We start from the raw sequence: 15,481 nt of genomic DNA on the forward strand, positions 1-15,481 counted from the left end.
AACGGAGGGCGAACGGGCGCGGTCAGCCGAGCGCGCGCCCGGCGAACAGGCGCTGGATCTGCCCGGAATACGCGCGGACGTTGTGGTCGGCGAGCGTGTCGACCTGCTGCAGGCAGCGGCGGGCCGCTGCCGCGTAGTCGTCGAGCCGCGCGTCGTGCGTCTGCGCGGCGGTCGCGATCGCGCGTGCCGCGTCGAAGATCTCGAAGTCCGGGTAGTAATAGCCGACGTCGCGCAGGAACGGCGAGTTGTGCACGAGCGGATAGTTGCCGTACAGCGCGTCGTACAGCAGGTAGTTCAGGCCGTTTTCCCAATGGTGCGACACGACGATGTCGGTGTGATGCGCGGCCCACGCGACGAACGGCGCGCGCACGTCGGCCGTCGCCTTGCCGTCGCGCACCATCTCGAGCCCGAGCGCGAGATGCTTGAAGGCGACGTTTTCCTTCTTGTCGAACGTGTTGGTCATGTACACGTGTTCGACGAGCTCAGGATGCTCGACATAGCACGCGTTCGCGGCCAGCATCGGCACGATCGAACTCTTCACGACGTTCAGGTTCGGCTCGAAGAACGCGATGCGCTTGGCCGGACCGTGGTTGCGGTAGCCGAAGCGCGCCTTCAGCTCGGGGTCGGCGTCGAGGCTGCGTTCGATGAAATACGGCGACCAGATGTGCGGCAGCTCGATCACCGGCGCGCGATATACGGCCTGGAAGTAGGCCGCGCACGTGTGCATGTGCTGCGGGTTGGTCCAGATCTCGTCGAACTGCACGCGGTTCGGGTTCGGCCGCCAGTTGTTCTTCTCGAAGTTGATCGTCTCGACCGCGATCACGTAGTCGTTGCCGAAGCGGTACGACACGCACTTGCCGCCGCGCCGGCGCACCGCGTCCGTGTGCGACGGGTCGACGAACGCGTTCATCTCGATCAGCAGGTCGGTCTGGTGGACGATCGCCGACAGCGGGCGCAGCGCGTCGCCGAACGCGTCCATCATCAGCGCCTGCGGGTAGTCGGCGATGCCGTCGTCGTGCGCGAGCCACACTTCGCCGATCAGCGGCGAGCGCTTCAGCAGCATGTACAGGTACACGCAATGCTGGTTCGCGCCGTTGTACCAGATCGACTGCGTCGCGTCGCGCTGCACGTTCATCGTAATCGCGACATTGATTTTCATCGGCGGCTCCGGGCGGACGGTGCGCGGTTCAAGGCGTGTAGTTCTGCGACTGGCGCGGCACGTAGCCGGTCAGGTGCCAGAAGCCGTCGTCGTCGAGGCGAAAGCTCAGCTTTTCGTACACGGTCGTCCCGGTCGTGAGCGTCGTCGCATAGTCGACATTCGCATAAAGCCCGTCGGGCATCGACGATGAATTCGTGTAGCGAATCCGCGTGATCTGCGCCCAGCCGCGATGGCTGACCATGCCGACCGACTGGCGCGCGCGCTGCATGTCCGCGGCGAACTGGTCCTGCTTGATGCGCGCCTTCACGAACCCGGCGGAGCCGGTCCACACCGCGCCGTACTGACCGGCGTCGAGCTGTTTGAAGACTGCATCTGCATCGCGCAGCAGCGCGTCCGCCGATTCGTCGCCGGATTGCGCGTGTGCGCCGATCGCGATCGAGGCGACGGCGCAGCCGATCAGCCATTTCGTGCGGGAGAGAGGCGGGTGTGCGTTCATGTCGGAGTCCGGAGAAGGTGGCGCGTCAAGCGTCGCGATAGAGCGACGCGATCGCGTCGGAATACGCGGCGACGTTGTCGGGGTTGTAGATGCTGACCGAGTCGAGCACGTGCTTCGATTGCTCGCGGTATGCATCGAGATTCGCGTCGTGTTCGGCAAATGCCTGCAGCAGCGCGCGGCCGCCGGCCTGGCAGTCGAAGTCCGGATAGAAATACCCGGCCTTGCCGAGGAACGGCGAGTTGTGGATCAGCGGATAGTCGCCGTACAGCAGTTCGTAGTACAGGTAGTTCTGCGCGTTTTCCCACGTGTGCGACACCACCGCGTCGCCGTAGGCGGCCATGAACTCGTACACCGCGTAGCGGCTTTCGAACGTCGTGATCCCGTGGTTCACGATGTCGAGACTCTTCGCGAAATGAACGAACGTCGTATGTTCCTTCAGGTGCAGCGTATTGCATACGCGCACGAATTCGACGAAATCGGGCTTCGCGCGATACGCTTCCTCGGTCACCAGCATCGGGATGATGCTCGTCTTCACCATGCAGATGTTCGGCTCGAACATCGTCACGCGCCAGCGCGGCTTGCCGGGCTGATAGCCGAACGACAAACCGGCGCCGAGCGTCGCGCGTGCCTTGTCGAACAGCATCGGATGCCAGATGTGCGGGACGATCGTCACCGGCGCACGCAGGCCCGTCTGGTAATAATGCAGGCACGAGCGCTCGAATTCCGGAATCGTCCAGACCGCGTCGTACGGCGCGCCCGAGAACAGGAAGCCCGACGGCTTGTCGAACATCGCGCGTTCGATGTCGATCACGTAGTCGTTGCCGACCCGCATCGTGACGACCTTGCCGCCGCGGTCGCGGAACGCGCGCAGGTAGTCGGCGCCGAACTGCGCGCTCATTTCGATCAGCACGTCGCAGCGCTCGAGCGCTTCGTCCATCGACAGCAGCGGCACGTCCCATTCGCCGAGCATCATCTGCGGATCGGCGAGCTGTTCGCCGCCGTTCACCATCACGGCTTCCGCGACGAGCGGCGACTGGCGCAGCAGCAGGATCAGCAGCAGGCAGTTCTGGAAGATGCCGTTTTCCCACAGCGACTGGCCGGCGCCGCGCACGAACAGCGACACGCCGACGACGAGACGCTTGCCCTCGCCGGGCGCTTGACGGGCATTGGAGTCCGACATGCGTATTCTCCGGTTCAGGCGACCAGACGCGAGACGAACGCGTCGAGGTTCGCGGGGTTGTCGATCGAGACCGACCGCAGCAGCCGGTCGGCTTTCGCGCGGTAGTCGTCGAGCTGCTCGTCGTGATGCAGCCAGGCATCGAGCAGCACGCGGCCGCCCGCGGCGGAATCGAAGTCCGGGTAGTAGTAGCCGGCGTCGCCGATCAGCGTCGAGTTGTGGATCAGCGGATAGCCGCCGTACAGCACGTCGTAGTACAGATAGTTCTGCGCGTTTTCCCAGTGGTGGGACACGACGGCGTCCGCATGGCGCGCCATGAAGCCCGGCAGGTCGATGCGCGGCTCGAACGTCGCCTTGTGCTGGCGTACGAGGTCGAGGCTGTTCGCGAAGTGCAAGAAGGTCGGATGGGCCTTCATGTGCATCGAGTTGACGACGAACAGATGCTGCACGGCGTCCGGATGTGCGCGGTAGAGCTCGTCGCACGCGAGCATCGGGTAGTGGCAGGACTTCACGACCGAGATGTTCGGCTCGAGCGTGGCGAGATTCCACGGGCGACGGCCGGGCCGATAGCCGAACGTCAGGCCTTCGCTCGCCAGCGCGGCGATGCGGCGATCGAGGAAGTACGGCGACCAGATATGCGGCATCAGGTGCACCGGCGCGCGCAACAGGGTTTGCAGCATCGGTGCGCCGGTCTTCTCGTACTGCGGCAGCAGCCATACTTCGTCGAACGGCGTGTCGTTGAAGATGTGTCCCGACGGCTTGCCGAAGATCGGTGTTTCACCCAAGCCGGCGTAGACGTGTCCGCAGAAGAAGGCGACGAGTTTCTTGCCGAGCGCCTTCATGTGCCTGCGCCATTCGAGCGGCAATTGCGCGCCCATCTCGATCACGACGTCGAGGTCGTGCGTGACGTCGGAAGGCTTCACGAGCGGCACGTCGAGGCCGTCGAGATCGAGGCCGGACGGAAACGCGTTGGCGTCGCCGCCGTTCAGGAAATAGATGGGGCCGACGCGATCGGAGCGCTTGAGCATCATCGCGAGGAACGCGATGTTCTGGTGAATGCCGTTTTCCCAGATCGCCTGGCCGTCCCGCGCAAACAGCGAGATGCCGACGGCCGGCCGTTGCTTGCGGGTGCCGCCCGAGGCGGCTTGATTGATGTCCGTCACCGGTTGGTTTCCTCTGCGGCGTCGTGCGTTCGGCCGTGGCCGCGAAACGGCGCGCCGTGGATTGTCGTGGTTGTGTTCGCGCCGGCGCGCGCCGGAATATGCGTCGAGCGGCGCGGATCGCGGGGCGGCCGCCGGATTCCGGTGTGTCGTCGGGCGGGTCACGGCGCGCGACGCGGGCGGAACGCCTCGGCAGCTGTCTGCGGCGATTGTGGCACGGAAGGCGCCGTTTTGTGGAGGGGGCCTGACGAACTTTGACATAGCCGCCCGCGCGGGAGCCGGGGCCCCGGCGAAGCGGGGTCGGTGCGGTCGGGCGGGGTGGCCGCCGGGGCGGCTGCGCGTTGCCGGTCAAGGCCGTCGCGTGCGGGCGCGGGGTGCGCCGGGGCCGCGACGGCCGGCTGCTCAGCGCTGCAGCGAGATCTCGACGCGGCGGTTGCTCGCGCGGCCTTCGGCCGTCGCGTTGGACGCGACCGGATCGGCACTGCCGCGGCCCGTGACCGACACGGCCTGCGCTTTCAGTCCGTGTGCCTTCAGGTAGCTTGCGACGGTTTCCGCGCGGCGCTTCGACAGCGCGAGATTGGCGGCGTCGTTGCCGACCGAATCCGTATGGCCGGTGACCGTCACCTGCGTGTACGTGCGGTCTTCGCGTTCGTTCAGCAGCTTGTCGAGCGACGCGCGAGCGGCCGGCGTGAGCGTGGCCAGGCCCGTCGCGAACAGCGCGTCGCCCGCGAGGTTGACGTGTTCGACCGCGGCGGGCGCGGGGGCCGGCTCGGCCGCCGACGCAGCTTGGGCCGGCGCGGCGCCGCACTGGAACACCAGCGTCGCGGGATCGGAATTGTCGCGCAGCGCGCGGGCGGAATCGACGACGCGCACGGGCTGGTCGCCGCAGATCTTGCGGGCGGCCTTCATGCAGGTCTGCGGACCCGACAGCAGGCCGTGGCAGTCCACCTGGAAGGTGCGCACGCCGTCGCGCGGCTGCAGTTCGGAGGCGCTGAAGGTCGGGCCGGATGCGGTCGAGCACGCGGCGAGGGCCAGCGCGGAAAGCGCGAGCGCAAGAGCGAGTTTGTTCACGGTTACGTCCTCAATACTTGGGTTGACTGAAGCCCGCCGCGCGTTGCGCGGCGGGCTCGTCCTGCCGTCGGGGCCCCCTGGCGCCGCCGGCTCGCGAGCCGGCGGCGTGGCGGCGCGACGGGTTACTTCCACTGGTACAGCATGCCGGCGCCGATCACCTTCTGACCGCCGCTGAAGCCGCCGTTGATCGACGCCTTCAGGTTCTCCGTGATGCGCGCCTGCATGTTGACCGCCATCGCCTTCTGGCCGAGGAAGGTCGACGTGCCGATACCCATCCCGAAGTTGGCGTCGCGATCGAGCTGCGGGATCGACGCCATCGCGCCGACGGCCGCGATACCCTGCTTCGCCATCTGGTCGGTCTGCTGCAGTTGCGAACCCAGCGCGTTGATCTGCCCTTGCTGGCCGGACAAGGCGGTCGACAGCGTCGTCTGCACCTGCGTCAGCTGGTTCACGTTCACCGCGTCGGTGCCTTGCGTACCCGGCGCGACGTTCGTGATCTGGCGCTGCTGCGTGTCGCTGCCGACCGACACCACGTTCGAGCGACCGCCGTCGTTCGAATTCGCGCCGATCGCCACTGAGTTCGAGCCGGCGGTGACGGTCGGCCGGTCGGTGCCGGTGCCGTTCATGTCGGCCGCGATGGCGGTGTTGTTCGTCGCACGCGTCGTGTTGTTGTTGATCGTGGTCGACAACTGGTTCACCTGATCGCCGAGGTTCGTCACGCCGGTCGACAGCGAAGCCACCGTGCTGTTCGTCGTGCTCAGGCCGGTCGACAGCGAGCCGATGCCGGTCGAGGTCGACGTGGACAGCGACGTCAGGTTGCTGTTCGTCGAGCTGAGGCCCGTCGACAGCGAGTTGATCGCCGTCGAGGTCGACGTGGACAGCGACGTGAGATTGCTGTTCGTCGAGCTGAGGCCCGTCGACAGCGAACCGATGCCGGTCGACAGCGACGCGATGTTCGACGCGGTCGACGTGGACAGGCTGTTGACCGCCTGGTTCGTCGCGTTGAGCTGGCTGCCGTTGATCGCATCCGTGCTGGTGGCCGATACCTGGCCTGCCGCGACGTTCGTGATCTGGCGTTCCGCACCGGGTGCGCCGACGCTGAAGACGCCCACTGGCGAGGTGCCGTAGACCGGGTACGTGACGCCGCCGACCGTGACGCTCGACACGCCGACGGCGTTGCCCGTGGTCGAGTTCGCGCCCATCGCGATCGAGTTGGCGACATTGGCCTGCGCGTTCGTGCCGAAGGCGAGGGCGTCGGTTGCCGTGGCCTTCGCGTTCGAGCCGTAGGCCTGGGCGCCGATCGCGCTGGCCGTCGCCTGATTGCCGAGCGCGATCGTGTTGTCCGCGGTGGCCTGGTTTGCGCTGCCGAGGGCGAGCGCGCTGTTGCCGGTTGCCGTGTTCGCGTTGCCGAGTGCCACTGCGCCGGTGCCGGTCGCCGTGTCGTTCGCGCCCAGAGCGACTGCGCCGGTGCCCGTCGCGATGCTCGGGTCGCCGATCGCGACCGCGCCGTCGCCGCTCGCCGTGTTGCCGGAGCCGATCGACACCGCCTTGCCGCCGGTGGCCGAAGCGTTCTGGCCGATGGCGACCGCGCCCGCCGTCTGCGCGTTCGAACCGTCGCCGACTGCCACGCTGCTGGCGCCTGCCGCGCTGGCGTTCACGCCGGCTGCCAGCGAGTTGACGCCCGTCGCGCCGTCGTTGGCGTAGTTGCCTTGCTGCGTGCCGTTGTCGTTGACGCTGTAGTAGTGCGTCTTCGCGGCTTCGATCGCGGTCGAGGTCGAGGTGGACAGCGACGTGATCGAGCTGGTGGCCGTCGAGAGACCGGTCGAGGTCGACGTGGACAGCGACAGGATCGTGCTGGTGGCCGACGAGAGACCGGTCGAGGTCGAGGTGGACAACGAGTTGATCGAGCTGGTTGCCGACGACAGGCCGGTCGAGGTCGACGTGGACAGCGAGCTGATCGAGCTGGTCACCGACGAGAGGCCGGTCGACGTCGAAGTCGACAGCGAGGCGACCGAGCTGTCGGTCGAGCTCAGGCCCGTCGACAGCGACGTGACGCTGCTTGCGGTCGACGTGGACAACGACGTCAGCGAGCTGTTGGTCGAGCTGAGGCTGGTGGACAGCGAGCCGATCGAACTGGTCGCGGACGACAGGCCCGTCGAGGTCGAAGTCGACAGCGAGCTGATCGAGCTGGTTGCCGACGAGAGGCCGGTCGATGTGGAGGTCGAGAGCGATGCCACGGTGCTATCGGTCGAGCTGAGGCCGGTCGACAGCGAGCTGATACCCGTCGAGGTCGACGTGGACAGCGAGCTGATCGAGCTGGTTGCCGACGAGAGGCCGGTCGACGTGGAGGTCGACAGCGAGGCGACCGAGCTATCGGTCGAGCTGAGGCCGGTCGACAGCGAGCTGATACCCGTCGAGGTCGAGGTCGAGAGTGAGCTGATCGAGCTGGTTGCCGACGAGAGGCCGGTCGACGTGGAGGTCGACAGGGACGCGATCGAGCTGTCGGTCGAGCTGAGGCCCGTCGACAGTGAGCTGATGCCGGTCGAGGTCGAGGTGGACAGCGAGCTGATCGAGCTGGTTGCCGACGAGAGGCCAGTCGACGTCGACGTCGACAGTGAAGCGACCGAGCTATCGGTCGAGCTCAGGCCGGTCGACAACGAGCTGATGCCGGTCGAGGTCGACGTGGACAGCGAACTGATCGAGCTGGTCGCCGACGAGAGGCCCGTCGACGTGGAGGTCGACAGCGAAGCGACCGAGCTATCGGTCGAGCTGAGGCCGGTCGACAGCGAGCTGATGCCGGTCGAGGTCGAGGTGGACAGCGAGCTGATCGAGCTGGTCGCCGAGGACAGGCCCGTCGACGTGGAGGTCGACAGCGAAGCGACCGAGCTATCGGTCGAGCTGAGGCCGGTCGACAGCGAGCTGATGCCCGTCGAAGTCGACGTGGACAGCGAGCCGATCGAGCTGTTAGCCGACGACAGGCCGGTCGACGTCGAAGTCGAGAGCGAAGCCACCGAGCTATCGGTCGAGCTCAGGCCGGTCGACAGCGAGCTGATGCCGGTCGAGGTCGAGGTGGACAGTGAGCTGATCGAGCTGGTTGCCGACGACAGGCCGGTCGACGTCGAAGTCGAGAGCGAAGCCACCGAGCTATCGGTCGAGCTCAGACCGGTCGACAGCGAGCTGATACCCGTCGAAGTCGACGTGGACAGCGACGAAATCGAGCTGGTCGCCGAGGACAAGCCGGTCGACGTGGAAGTCGACAGCGAAGCGACCGAGCTATCGGTCGAGCTCAGGCCGGTCGACAACGAGCTGATGCCGGTCGAGGTCGACGTGGACAACGAGCCGATCGAGCTGTTAGCCGAGGACAGGCCAGTCGACGTGGAAGTCGACAGCGAGGCGACCGAGCTATCGGTCGAGCTGAGGCCGGTCGACAGCGAACTGATACCGGTCGAGGTCGACGTGGACAACGAGCCGATCGAGCTGGTTGCCGACGACAAGCCGGTCGACGTGGACGTCGACAGCGAAGCCACTGAGCTATCGGTCGAGCTCAGGCCGGTCGACAACGAGCTGATCCCCGTCGAGGTCGAGGTGGACAACGAGCTGATCGAGCTGGTTGCCGACGAGAGGCCAGTCGACGTCGACGTCGACAGCGAAGCCACCGAGCTATCGGTCGAGCTGAGGCCGGTCGACAGCGAGCTGATCCCTGTCGAAGTCGAAGTGGACAACGAGCCGATCGAGCTGTTAGCCGAGGACAGGCCAGTCGACGTGGAGGTCGACAGCGAAGCGACCGAGCTATCGGTCGAGCTCAGGCCGGTCGACAGCGAGCTGATCCCCGTCGAGGTCGAGGTGGACAGCGAGCCGATCGAGCTGGTTGCCGACGAGAGGCCAGTCGACGTCGACGTCGACAGCGAAGCCACCGAGCTATCGGTCGAGCTCAGGCCGGTCGACAACGAGCTGATGCCGGTCGAGGTCGACGTGGACAGCGAACTGATCGAGCTGGTCGCCGACGAGAGGCCGGTCGACGTGGAGGTCGACAGCGAAGCGACCGAGCTATCGGTCGAGCTCAGGCCCGTCGACAACGAGCTGATACCCGTCGAGGTCGACGTGGACAACGAGCTGATCGAACTGTTAGCCGACGACAGGCCGGTCGAGGTCGAGGTGGACAGCGACGAAATCGAGCTGGTTGCCGACGAGAGGCCAGTCGACGTCGACGTCGACAGCGAAGCGACCGAGCTATCGGTCGAACTCAGGCCCGTCGACAGCGAGCTGATGCCGGTCGAAGTCGACGTGGACAACGAGCTGATCGAGCTGTTAGCCGACGAGAGGCCAGTCGACGTGGAGGTCGACAGCGAAGCGACCGAGCTATCGGTCGAGCTCAGGCCGGTCGACAGCGAGCTGATACCCGTCGAGGTCGACGTGGACAACGAGCTGATCGAACTGTTAGCCGACGACAGGCCGGTCGAGGTCGAGGTGGACAGCGACGAAATCGAGCTGGTTGCCGACGAGAGGCCAGTCGACGTCGACGTCGACAGCGAAGCGACCGAGCTATCGGTCGAGCTCAGGCCCGTCGACAGCGAGCTGATCCCCGTCGAAGTCGAGGTAGACAACGAGCTAATCGAGCTGGTTGCTGACGAGAGGCCGGTCGACGTGGAAGTCGACAGCGAAGCGACCGAGCTATCGGTCGAGCTGAGGCCCGTCGACAACGAGCTGATCCCCGTCGAAGTCGAAGTGGACAACGAGCCGATCGAGCTGTTAGCCGAGGACAGGCCAGTCGACGTGGAGGTCGACAGCGAAGCGACCGAGCTATCGGTCGAGCTGAGGCCCGTCGACAGCGAGCTGATCCCCGTCGAAGTCGAAGTGGACAGCGAGCTGATCGAGCTGGTTGCCGAGGAGAGGCCAGTCGACGTGGAGGTCGACAGCGAGGCGACCGAGCTATCGGTCGAGCTCAGGCCCGTCGACAGCGAGCTGATACCGGTCGAAGTCGAGGTGGACAGCGAGCTGATCGAGCTGGTTGCCGACGACAAGCCGGTCGACGTCGAGGTCGACAGCGAAGCGACCGAACTATCGGTCGAGCTCAGGCCGGTCGACAACGAGCTGATGCCGGTCGAGGTCGAGGTAGACAACGAGCTAATCGAGCTGGTTGCCGACGACAGGCCAGTCGACGTCGAGGTCGACAGCGACGCCACCGAGCTGTCGGTCGAGCTGAGGCCGGTCGACAACGAGCCGATACCCGTCGAAGTCGAGGTGGACAGCGAGCTGATCGAGCTGGTTGCTGAGGACAAGCCGGTCGACGTCGAAGTCGAGAGTGAAGCGACCGAGCTATCGGTCGAGCTCAGGCCGGTCGACAGCGAGCCGATGCCGGTCGAGGTCGACGTGGACAGCGAGCTGATCGAGCTGTTTGCCGACGACAGGCCAGTCGACGTCGAGGTCGACAGCGAAGCGACCGAGCTATCGGTCGAGCTGAGGCCCGTCGACAACGAGCTGATACCCGTCGAAGTCGAGGTGGACAGCGAGCTGATCGAGCTGTTAGCCGACGACAGGCCGGTCGACGTCGAAGTCGAGAGCGAAGCCACCGAGCTATCGGTCGAGCTGAGGCCCGTCGACAACGAGCTGATACCCGTCGAAGTCGAGGTGGACAGCGAGCTGATACCTGTCGAAGTCGACGTGGACAGCGACGAAATCGAGCTGTTAGCCGACGAGAGACCGGTCGACGTGGAGGTCGACAGCGAAGCGACCGAGCTATCGGTCGAGCTGAGGCCCGTCGACAGCGAGTTGATGCCCGTCGAGGTCGACGTGGACAAAGAGCTGATCGAGCTGTTTGCCGACGACAGGCCGGTCGACGTCGAAGTCGAGAGCGAAGCCACCGAGCTATCGGTCGAGCTCAGGCCCGTCGACAACGAGCTGATACCCGTCGAAGTCGAGGTGGACAGCGACGAAATCGAGCTGTTAGCCGACGAGAGACCGGTCGACGTGGAGGTCGACAGCGAAGCCACCGAGCTATCGGTCGAGCTCAGGCCGGTCGACAGCGAGCTGATACCCGTCGAAGTCGACGTGGACAACGAGCTGATCGAGCTGTTAGCCGACGAGAGGCCAGTCGACGTGGAGGTCGACAGCGAAGCGACCGAGCTATCGGTCGAGCTGAGGCCCGTGGACAACGAAGTGATGCCGGTCGACAGCGACGAGATTGCGCTGCTGGACGACGACACTGTCGTCGACAGCGAATCCACGATGGAATTGGTCGCGAAGAGTTGGGAGCCGTTGATCGCGTCCGTGCTGGTCGGCGTGATCTGACCTGCTGCGACGTTGGTGATCTGACGCGTGGTGCCCGTGGCCGCGTCGCCGACGCTCACCACGCTGCTCGGATTGCCGCCCGCGAACGTGGCGGTCACGCCGCCGACGGTACCCGTTGGCGTCGCGTGGGGCGTGTCGGTGACGGAGCCGCTGCCGAGTGCGACGTCGCCGGTGTTGTTGGCGATGGCATTCGGGCCGATCGCGACCGAGTCGGTGCCGAGCGCCTGGCTGTCGGCTGCCGTCGACTTCGCGTGGAAGTACTTGATGCCCTCGCTGTTGATGCTGTCGATCGCCGAGCCGACGCTGCTGGCGGTCGACGTCGTGCCATTCGCGTTGTACGTCGTGTACGCCGGAGCGGAAACCGTTCCGGTCGTCGGATCGTACTTCGCACCGCCGCCGAGGGCGGAGGCCGTGCTGGTGCCGAGATTGTCGGTCTTGGTCGTGACCGTGCTGAGGCCGGTGGACAGTGAGTTGATGCCGGTCGAGGTCGAGGTGGAGAGCGACGAAATCGAGCTGTTTGCCGACGAGAGGCCGGTCGACGTGGACGACGACAGCGAAGCCACCGAGCTGTTGGTCGAACTGAGGCCGGTCGAGAGCGAGCTGATCGAGCTGTTGGCCGATGAGAGACCGGTCGACGTGGACGTCGAGAGCGAAGCAACCGAACTGTTGGTCGAGCTCAGGCCGGTGGACAGCGAGTTGATCCCCGTCGAGGTCGAAGTGGACAGCGAGCTGATCGAGCTGTTAGCCGACGAGAGGCCGGTCGACGTGGACGACGACAGCGAAGCCACCGAGCTGTTGGTCGAACTGAGGCCGGTCGAGAGCGAGCTGATCGAGCTGTTGGCCGATGAGAGGCCGGTCGACGTGGACGACGAAAGCGACGTAACCGAGCTGTTGGTCGAGCTCAGGCCCGTGGAAAGCGAGTTGATGCCCGTCGAGGTCGAAGTGGACAGCGAGCCGATCGAGCTATTAGCCGACGACAGGCCCGTCGACGTGGACGACGACAGCGAAGCGACCGAGCTGTTGGTCGAACTCAGGCCGGTCGACAGCGAGCCGATCGAGCTGTTTGCCGACGAGAGGCCGGTCGACGTGGAGGTCGACAGGGACGCGACCGAGCTGTTGGTCGAACTCAGGCCGGTCGACAGCGAGCCGATCGAGCTGTTTGCCGACGAGAGGCCGGTCGACGTGGAGGTCGACAGGGACGCGACTGAGCTGTTGGTCGAGCTGAGGCCCGTGGACAGCGAGTTGATGCCGGTCGAAGTCGAAGTGGACAGCGAGCCGATCGAGCTGTTTGCCGACGAGAGGCCGGTTGACGTGGAGGTCGACAGGGACGCGACTGAGCTGTTGGTCGAGCTCAGGCCGGTGGAAAGCGAGTTGATGCCGGTCGAAGTCGAAGTGGACAGCGAGCCGATCGAGCTGTTTGCCGACGACAGGCCGGTCGATGTGGACGACGACAGCGAAGCGACCGAGCTGTTGGTCGAGCTCAGGCCAGTGGACAGCGAGTTGATGCCGGTCGACGTGGAAGTCGACAACGACGCGACCGAGCTGTTGGTCGAGCTCAGGCCGGTGGACAGCGAGCTAATCCCCGTCGAGGTTGAGGTGGACAGCGAACTGATCGAGCTGTTAGCCGACGACAGACCGGTCGACGTGGACGACGAAAGCGACGTAACCGAGCTATTGGTCGAGCTCAGGCCCGTGGACAGCGAGTTGATGCCGGTCGAAGTCGAGGTGGACAGCGAGCTGATCGAACTGTTAGCCGACGACAGGCCGGTCGACGTGGACGACGAAAGCGACGTAACCGAGCTGTTGGTCGAGCTCAGGCCAGTGGACAGCGAGTTGATGCCCGTCGAGGTCGAGGTGGACAGCGAACTGATCGAGCTGGTTGCCGACGACAGACCGGTCGACGTGGACGACGACAGCGAAGCGACCGAGCTGTTGGTCGAGCTGAGGCCCGTGGACAGCGAATTGATGCCCGTCGAAGTCGAGGTGGACAGCGAGCTGATCGAGCTGTTAGCCGACGACAGACCCGTCGACGTGGAAGATGACAGCGAAGCGACCGAGCTGTTGGTCGAGCTGAGGCCGGTCGAGAGCGAGCTGATCGAGCTGTTAGCCGACGACAGACCGGTCGACGTGGAAGTCGACAGCGACGCGACCGAGCTGTTGGTTGAGCTCAGGCCCGTGGACAGCGAGTTGATCCCCGTCGAGGTCGAGGTGGACAACGAGCCGATCGAACTGTTAGCCGACGACAGACCGGTCGACGTGGACGACGACAGCGACGTAACCGAGCTGTTGGTCGAGCTCAGGCCCGTGGACAGCGAATTGATGCCCGTCGAGGTCGAAGTGGAAAGCGAGCCGATCGAGCTGTTAGCCGACGAGAGACCGGTCGACGTGGAGGTCGACAGCGACGCGACCGAGCTGTTGGTCGAGCTCAGGCCGGTGGACAGCGAGTTGATGCCCGTCGAAGTCGAGGTGGACAGCGAGCTGATCGAGCTGTTAGCCGACGAGAGTCCCGTCGACGCCGACGTCGACAGGCTGCTGATCGCGCTCGTCGTCGTGCTCATTCCGGTGCTGAGCTGGGCCACCGTGACCGCGTCCTGCGGTGCCGAGCCGTCGGCGACGTTCGTGATGCGACGCAGGGCCGTCGCGCTGCCGACCGACACTTCCGATGTCGGCGCGGCGCTGCCCGTCAGATAACCCGTTCCCGTCGGCGCTGCCGCGCCGGTCACGCTGCCGGCACCGATCGCGACGCTGGATGCGTAGTTGGCCGTGCCGCCGAGCGCGATCGCATTGGCGCCCGTTGCCGTTGCGCCATTGCCGATGGCGGATGCGCCGGAGCCGGCAGCGGTGGCGCCCGAACCGAGCGCGGTGCCATTGGTACCAGTCGACGTGACGGTTGCATTCGCGCCGATCGCAATGCCCGACGTCGTCGCGGCGTTGACGTTCGAGAACCGGCCGATCGCGATTGCGTTGGTGCCCGCAGCGATGGCGCCGCCCGTGCCCGAGCTGTTGCCGCCGCCGAGCGCGATTGAGCTGGTGCCCGATGCCGTCGCGTCGTTGCCGACCGCAGTGGCGCCGGTATTGAGCGCGGTCGAGCCGGAGCCGATGCCGATCGCGCTTGACCCGGTGGCTACGGAACGCTGGCCGAACGCCTGTGAATAGCTGCCCGATGCGGTCGCGTTCGCGCCGATCGCGATCGACGTTGCGCCGCTGGCCGTGGTCGTACTGCCCGAGTTGCCGCCGATGGCGATCGCCTGGGCGCCCGAGGCTATGACCGAGCCGCCTGCGCCGCCTGCGGAGTACTGTGCGTGCGCGACGTTGCCGACGGTCGCCCCCGCGACGAGCGCAACGGTTGCCACGGCCTTCACGACGGCCGACTTGTTCGGCTTGCCCCGTGCCGAATCGTGTTCGGATGCCGCGACCCAGGCGCCAAGGGCTTCGTTCCAGATCGAGCGGTACGTGCGGTTCATGTCCTACTACCTCCAAATAAGCACGCCACACACCGGTCTCTTTCGTTAGATGAATCTGCCGTGCGCTCGCGCGAATCTTAAAATTGATGGGCGGAGTTTATTTGAGGCGATATTTTGAGATTGACAAACAGTGATAAATCGAAGGTTTTGGAAGTTAAAAGATGGTTAATAGATCGTGTTTTGAGATGTTGGTGTGTAAGAAAATTGAAAATGACTGGAAGGTGGAGTGAAGGTCTCGTGCGGATGCGGTGATGGATGAAAAAAACCATAAAAATCAACGTTGTGACGTGGTTTTGTGTGTGGTGCCGCACATTGGTTAACCAAAAAAGTAAGACAAATGAAACGACAAACGTTTGCGGCAAACGTTTGCCTTTCTGAGTTGTAATGCCAGGCGGGACGCTGGCTCGTATGCATTCGAGGCTCTTGTTAATTTATTAATACGAGATTTGATGTGAATTTTTAATTGTATTTATTGGTTTGCCGGTAAATCAAAAAAACATGAGCCACGGATTGTCTGATTATGCTGGTTTGCGCATCTCATCGGCCGCGCGCGCCCGTGGGGCGGGCCTTCCCCGGCGCCGGTTTCACAAAGTTGTAAAAAAGTGCTACAGGTGCATTGGTACGGCGATTGGGATTCCAGTTCGGAATCTGTTCAATTGACGTACT

General features: G+C 64.9%; 6 protein-coding genes. All 6 read right to left on the reverse strand.

Features of this window, described 5'->3' with window-relative positions; translation table 11 throughout:
• Positions 1-22: 22 nt before the first annotated feature.
• The 6 genes from U5A56_RS19970 to U5A56_RS19995 all read right to left on the reverse strand — a co-directional run bounded on the left by U5A56_RS19970 (position 23) and on the right by U5A56_RS19995 (position 14,815).
• A complete protein-coding gene (locus tag U5A56_RS19970; protein WP_321803289.1) occupies positions 23-1,159 on the reverse strand; it encodes a DUF2827 family protein in 1,137 nt (378 codons plus the stop codon).
• 28 nt (positions 1,160-1,187) lie between these two features.
• Complete coding sequence (locus U5A56_RS19975; protein ID WP_321924153.1) at positions 1,188-1,655, reverse strand: DUF4019 domain-containing protein; 468 nt, start codon at positions 1,653-1,655, stop codon at positions 1,188-1,190.
• A 25-nt stretch (positions 1,656-1,680) separates the two neighbouring features.
• Positions 1,681-2,835: a DUF2827 domain-containing protein gene (locus tag U5A56_RS19980; RefSeq protein ID WP_124667865.1), complete on the reverse strand. Its 1,155-nt coding sequence runs from the start codon at positions 2,833-2,835 to the stop codon at positions 1,681-1,683.
• Between the two features lie 14 nt (positions 2,836-2,849).
• Positions 2,850-3,995, reverse strand: a complete 1,146-nt coding sequence (locus U5A56_RS19985) for a DUF2827 domain-containing protein (protein WP_321924156.1) — start codon at positions 3,993-3,995, stop codon at positions 2,850-2,852.
• 399 nt (positions 3,996-4,394) lie between these two features.
• Entirely contained in the window at positions 4,395-5,063 is a 669-nt protein-coding gene (locus tag U5A56_RS19990; protein ID WP_321924158.1) for an OmpA family protein, read from the reverse strand.
• A gap of 122 nt (positions 5,064-5,185) precedes the next feature.
• Positions 5,186-14,815 (reverse strand): ESPR-type extended signal peptide-containing protein, encoded by a 9,630-nt coding sequence (locus tag U5A56_RS19995; protein ID WP_321924316.1) that lies wholly within the window; start codon positions 14,813-14,815, stop codon positions 5,186-5,188.
• Between the last annotated feature and the right edge of the window lie 666 nt (positions 14,816-15,481).

Source organism: Burkholderia sp. BCC1998 (assembly GCF_905339875.1).
GTDB lineage: Bacteria > Pseudomonadota > Gammaproteobacteria > Burkholderiales > Burkholderiaceae > Burkholderia.

What these genes read in the sequence shown, in the direction of transcription:
- U5A56_RS19970 (WP_321803289.1), bottom strand. Translation starts at nt 1,159, where the DNA reads ATGAAAATCAATGTCGCGATTACGATGAACGTGCAGCGCGACGCGACG.
- U5A56_RS19975 (WP_321924153.1), bottom strand. Translation starts at nt 1,655, where the DNA reads ATGAACGCACACCCGCCTCTCTCCCGCACGAAATGGCTGATCGGCTGC.
- U5A56_RS19980 (WP_124667865.1), bottom strand. Translation starts at nt 2,835, where the DNA reads ATGTCGGACTCCAATGCCCGTCAAGCGCCCGGCGAGGGCAAGCGTCTC.
- U5A56_RS19995 (WP_321924316.1), bottom strand. Translation starts at nt 14,815, where the DNA reads ATGAACCGCACGTACCGCTCGATCTGGAACGAAGCCCTTGGCGCCTGG.